This window comes from Stenotrophomonas sp. STEN030, from assembly GCF_056759995.1.
On the sequence record NZ_JBRREB010000098.1, the window covers coordinates 1 to 6327 of the forward strand.

The following is a 6327-nucleotide window of genomic DNA, read 5'->3' on the forward strand; positions in this document are numbered from 1 at the left end:
TTGCTCAGGTCCACCGTACCGGTGTTGCTGGCCGTAAAGGTGTAGGTGATCACGTCACCGGCATCACCAATGACGGTGTTGCCATTGCTGTCGGCCACGGCAGCGCTCTTGGCCAGCGTGAAGCTGGCGGTCTTGTTGACCGTGGTGACGTCGGTGGTGTTGCAGCGCGACGCCACTGGACATGCGCTATCGCCACCACCGCCAACGCTGGCCGTGTTGGTTACCAAATCTGCCGTGCTCAGTGCGACCGCCACGGTGAGCGTGATGCTTGGGGCCGAGCTACCGCTTGCAATAGCAATTGCCCGGGTGCAGCTCACCGTCGAACCTGACGCGCTGCATGCCCAGCCTGCGCCGGTCCCCGACACATAGCTGAGACCGGAAGGAAGCGTGTCGACTACCGTGACCGCACCACTTGTCGCAGCCGTTCCGCTATTGCTCACGGTCAGCGTATAGACGCCGTCAACGCCTGGGACGAAGTCCCCGACGTGGCTCTTGGCGATGGCCAGTTTCGGCGCGCCGACGACCGGAGTCGTGACGGTGTTGCTGTCACAGGGGGCGGCACTGCTACAGCTGCTGCCACCGCCAGATACGGACGCGGCGTTGACCACCGAGCTCCCGATCGCGCTGGCATCAGCGGTTACCGGAATGGTCCATTGCTGAGTACCGTTGATCGCCAGCACGCCGCTGTAAGAACAGGTCACCGTACGGCCCGTGATCACGCAGCCGATCGGCAAGGTGCCGGCGGTCAACCCGACGGGTAGCTGGTCGACGACTTCGATCGGACCGGTCGTGGCCAGATCGCCGGTATTGGTCACCACGAGCGTATAGTTCGCCTCTACTCCCTCGGTGAAACTTGCGGACGAGGCGGCCTTGGTCAAGGTCAGTACCGGCGACAGTATCCGGGTCGTGGCGCTGGAGGTATTGTCCGCCAACCTCGACGCGGGCTCACCAACCGTTGTATCGGTGGTTGCCCAAGCAACGCTCGCGGTATTGGTCAGCGTCGTCTTGATCGCCGGCGCAATCGCTTTGATGACGACCTCGACCACAGCGCCAGGCGGCAGACTCGCGATCGAACCCGACGCCGTGGTTCCGCTTGCAACATGATTGCTGCCGCACACTGCTGCGCCGGACACGGGGCGGCAGCTCACCGCGTCGGCGGCGAGGTTGGAAAAACCGGCAGGCAATGTATCGGAGTACGTTGGCGCAGTCGCGGGATGCGTACCGATGTTCTCTATCTTCAGTACGTAGTCGAACGACTTCCCTGCCTCTACCGTGGCGGGCGCGCTTTTCGTGATCTTCAGATCAACGATACGAGGCGTATTGGTGATCGTACAGGCAACATTGTCGCCCTTGTTCTTCAGGTCAATTCCAGGTGGCGCATCCGGGTCGTAGGCGCCACTCGGCAGTACCGTATTGCTACTGGAATTGCTGTTGGTACAGCTGATGGTCTTGTCGTACTGCGTCAACGTGGACGGGCCACCTGCCATCGATTCCTTCAGCGTGATGGTATTGCCTGGCATCACCGCCTGGGCGGTGACATATTTCTGCTGGCCACTGGCAGCGGTCGCCGTGGTCGCGGAGTCCATCCGCGTGCCCTTGATGTTGATCGTCTCGTAATTGAAACGATCATTGGGGCTGAGCAGACCCACAATCTCTTTGCGCAGCTTTACACCGCCCCAACGCAGGCCGAATGCGAAACCCTGTTTGTTGGAACCACTGGTGTGAACCTGACCCACCACGGTGAACACTGTTGGCCCGGGCACGCGTGTTGTCGTGAACACCGCAGCATTTGCAGTACCTGCTTTCCCGAGCAATCGACGGCAATCGATGGCTCCAAAACCACCACAGGCGGTGGTGCTGCCCGCGTGACTCTGAATCGTCAGGTTATTGGCAGTCGATGCACCCAGCCACTCCAGAAGCGTCAGTGGGCTACCACCGGATTGCACGCCAAAGTCGAGGCTTTCGTTTTCGTTGCTGGATTCACCGTCAGCCATGATCACTTCATAAGCGTGATCGACTGGGGTACCGGTCGGCGTAAAAAGACGGATGTTCTCCAGTTTTACACTGGTGCTATTGGCGGAGTTACCCGGGGTGTAAAGCACCGCCTGGTTTGGCGTATAGATGGTGTAGTAGCCAGTCGTACCACTGAACTGGGAGCCGCTCCAGCTTGGTGACTGGGCTGCGGCCAAGCCACCACCGGAGCTACCGGAGACGACCACATTGACCTGCATGGTTGAGCCATCAGGCAGGTCAAACGTCAGCGGTGTTGAGCCATTCGTCGTGAAACTCACACCATTGAGCTGGAGCCAGCAAATCTCCGAGACATGGGCACCCTTGGAGTTCGGGTCGGCCATTGCGCACTTGTTGGCCGCCTGCGCATCAGCGCCAAAGCCCAACAGCAGAAGCGCTGACAACGCCACCACCATCGAGGCGAACAACCTGGCCGGATTGAGCAACCATGAGGCGGGCCTCGGCACCCGCCGGGAGAACATCGAAACCTTGAGCCAGGCCAATGGATTGGCGGAATGGCGGGAAACGGATTGCTCGATTTGGTTGTTCAACGGGGAAGCCTCTGCAAAACCTGCGCGCGCGAGCCGCCAGTCATTGGCAGCCCGGGAGAATTCATGTTCGTCAGACGGTTCGCCCCAAAAACGAACCGCCAATCCAGCACCGGTCGGTGCTCGTGTTGGCGCGGATTCTTACGGCGCATCCACGGCTATTCAGTTCCGTTTTGTGACGGAAACTCTCACTTGCTTACTCGACGGGCTTCCGGGCGTGAGCGTTAAACCGCTATCACTTTGATTTCACGCAGGAATTACACATACGGTCGCGTATGAATGTGAATTGGCACGCTTTCAATTTAGTGAATGCATGCTGAATAAAAAAGTGTGACCTAGACCGTAAGACGGTAGCCGGCACCCCGAACTGCGCGAACCGGGAGGGTACAGCCGGTGGCCGACTGCACACGGTTACGCAAACGGTGCACAAGCACTTCAATCCGGTGCGGATCAAAGCTCCAGGGCTGGTCGGTGAGGGCGGCAATCAAGCGTTCGCGGGCGACTGTCTCGCCCGGAGATGAGAAAATCAAAGTGAGAAATGCGCGTTCGGCCTCGGTCAGCGCCAGTACCTGCGCATTGGGCCCACGCAGGTCCCAGCCGTCGGATTCCAACGCCCAGCAGGGGCTATTGCCGACTCCGCCGGTTTCCATCAGCTGCGCCGCCTCGCCAGGCAAGCGCCGGCGCAGGCTGTACAGCTTGGCAGCGAGGAATTCCGGCTCCGGCCGGTGCGGCAGGCAGGCGTCAGCCCCGGCCCACAGGCCATCAGCAATCAGTTGTGGGGTATTCGGGTCGACCAACAGGACCACACCCAGATCATCACGACGGCGCAGGTGCTCGACCGTCTCGACCATGCCGGCACGGACCCGGGTGGTATCGATGACCACGATGTCGCAGGGAATGATCACCAACTCGCGGTACAGCGCTTCGACACTGTCCAGGGCCTGGATCTGGGCGCCATAGGGCAACAACGGCTGCAACAGCTCCAGGTTGCCGACAATCCAGATACGTAGTGGCGCCAAGGCCGTGGGATTGGCTGCGCCCACGCGCGCATAGTTCAGATCCGATGCCACACACTCTCCCTGTCGGACTGCCAGTAGACAGCCCACCGATAACCGGGATTTTAGCCTAGCGTAATGTCAGTTATCGCCTAAACGGGGTACACACCGTTTTATGAATGGAATGGGCGCCACTCCCGCGACGCCCATTCTCTGGCTCTTACTCGGCAGGCACGCCCATTTCCTGTAGCAATGCGGGGGCCGGGTACACCTTCGCCAACAGCCAGCGCAGGTAGCGCATGTCCACGTGCACGGCACGCTTGTAGCGCGGGTCGAACCACCAGCTGGCGCTGACCGATTCCCAGTTGGAATCGAAGTTCAGGCCAATCAACTCGCCCTTGGCGTTGAGCACCGGTGAACCGGAGTTGCCGCCGGTGGTGTCCAGGTTGGTCAGGAAGTTCACTGTCTGCGTCTTCAAGGCCGGATCGGCGGTGCTACCGAAGTCGCCCTTTGCGATCGCTGCCAGCAGTGGCTTGGGTGCGTCGAACGGCACCGTGTTGGTGTTCTTCTCCACGATGCCAGCCACTGTGGTCACCGGCAAATAGCTGACCGCATCACGCGGGTGCAGCGCCTCGACCTTGCCGTAGCTGATACGCAGGGTGCTGTTGGCATCCGGGTAAACCGCCCTGCCCTGGCTCGCACGCCAGGCAAACAAGGCCTGCATATAGGACGGGCGCAGGCGCAGCTGCTCGCCTTCGCGCTCCTTGCTCTTGGCCTCCGTTGCGATCTGCGCCTGTACCAGCGCGGCCGCGGCCTGCATCAGCGGGTCTGCAGCTACCGCTTCGCCTTGCTTGGCGCTGGCAAAGCGCGACAGGCGCGCTTCCTCAGCGCCCAAGCCGGTGCCCTTGTACAGCGCATCCAGACGCTGCGCCAGTTGTGCCGGTGTGCGGCCGAATACTTCGTCGTAACCACGGTCGCGCTGGTCGTCGGGCAATTGTTGGTAACGCAGCATCAGCGCACTGATCAGCGCCTTCTCTGTCGTTGGATCGTAGCGACGCTGCACCTGCTTGAGCACACCTTCGATCAGGGCCTGATCGCGTTGCTGGTAGCCACTCTCGCGCTGCGCGTCAGGCTTTGCCGATTCGATGCGCAGGCGCTCGATCAGCATTGCCGAACGCAGCAGTTGGGTCTGTCCGGTCAAGGTGCTGAGCAGGAACTCACTGGCGCCTGCCTGTTGCGCCGCTGTCAGCGACGCAAACAGCGCGTCGATATCAGCCTTGTACTTGCCATCGGCGCTGGCCAGCATCGCCTGCTCGTCCTGTGCACGCTGGGTCTTGGCATCGCTGCGCAGCAGGCCTTCCAGTTCGCCGGCGGCACGCTTGCGATTGTTCTTCAGCGACTGCAGCTGCGAGGCATAGCGCGTGCGCGCATCGGCATTGCTCTTGCCCTGCGCTTCGATCACGTCGATCAACTGCTGGAACACCTCGACACGGCGCGGCAGCACGGTATCGATCTGACTGGCGAATTCATCGGCGGTGCGCAGGCGATAGGTGGTGCCCGGGTAACCGGCCAGCATCGCGTAATCGCCTTCCTTCGGACCATCCAGCGACATCTTCAGATGTGCCGGCGGATGGTAAGGCACGTTGTCCTTGCTATACGGTGCCGGCTTGCCGTCCTTGCCCACATAGGCACGCAGCAGGGTGAAATCGCCGGTGTGACGCGGCCACATGAAGTTGTCGATTTCATCGCCATAATTGCCGATCGCACGCGGCGGCGCATAGACCAGACGGATGTCGGTCAGCTCCAGCTGGCGAATGCGATAGAAGTCAGTGCCGTAATACATGTTGGCCACCGAGCAGCGCACGCCGCCTTCGGCCTCGCAGTCGGCGACGATGCGCTTGCGCGCGCTTTCCACCGCGTCGTAATAGCCGCGGCCGGTCTTGCCACGCGCGTCCTTGAGTACCTCATCGGTGACCTTGTCGAAACCCACCGTTACCAGCACCCGGTAGTCGGGATTGGCAGCGCGCTCATCGTCGCGGCCCTGGGCGATGAAGCCGTCATCGATGAAGTTGTGCTCCTTGCTGGCGTTGTACTGGATGACGCCATAGGCCACGTGGTGATTGGTCAGCAGCAAGCCCTCGTCGGAGACGAACGAACCGGTACCACCACCAACACGCACGACCGCGCTCAACGGCGGCGCGGTGACGTCGGCCAACTGCTTCGGGTCACCTTTGAAGCCGGCTTCCTTGAGCGTCCTTGCCAGCTCTGGCAGCTGCGTGGGCATCCACATGCCTTCATTGGCGTGGGCAGCAGTGGCGGCCAGGCTCATGCCCAGCGCCAGCGCGGCGGTAAGTGGTTTGCGCGTCATCGGAACTCCAGCGGATTACAGAACAGGCGTGGACAGTAGCGGCCCCCGCTCGGAGCGGCAACCGCCAGCAGTCACACTGCTATCGCCAACGCCTGTAGGAGCGGCGTCAGCCGCGAAGCCAGTGCTGCATGAACTCGCGACAGTGTTGATCTTCGGCGTGGGCAATGCGCTATTGGCTGCGGATGGAGCGGCGACTTCGCGGCTGACGCCGCTCCTACAAAGGCCTGCCGCTCTCCAGTGAGCGATTGCTGGCTGATGTTGAAGCGGCGATGCGCCGGTGCGGCGCGCGAAGCTCTGTGGGAGCGGCGTCAGCCCCCCAAGCCCAGTATCATTGCGTAGCGGAAACACACGGAAGAAGCCACGGGACATCGACCAAGACATCCGTGGGATTGATAGCGTAACCGGG

Annotated in this window: 3 protein-coding genes; all 3 read right to left on the reverse strand. The window is 61.5% G+C overall.

Annotated features, from left to right (window positions below; all coding sequences use genetic code 11):
- Positions 1 to 2561: hypothetical protein (locus ACVOLR_RS19685; RefSeq protein WP_481537937.1), on the reverse strand; the 2561-nt coding region annotated here is incomplete at its 3' end.
- Between the two features lie 332 nt (positions 2562 to 2893).
- Complete coding sequence (locus ACVOLR_RS19690; RefSeq protein ID WP_481537938.1) at positions 2894 to 3628, reverse strand: winged helix-turn-helix domain-containing protein; 735 nt, start codon at positions 3626 to 3628, stop codon at positions 2894 to 2896.
- Positions 3629 to 3773: 145 nt separating this feature from the next.
- Positions 3774 to 5921, reverse strand: coding sequence for a S46 family peptidase (locus tag ACVOLR_RS19695; RefSeq protein ID WP_481537939.1), 2148 nt, complete (start codon positions 5919 to 5921; stop codon positions 3774 to 3776).
- Positions 5922 to 6327: the final 406 nt, after the last annotated feature.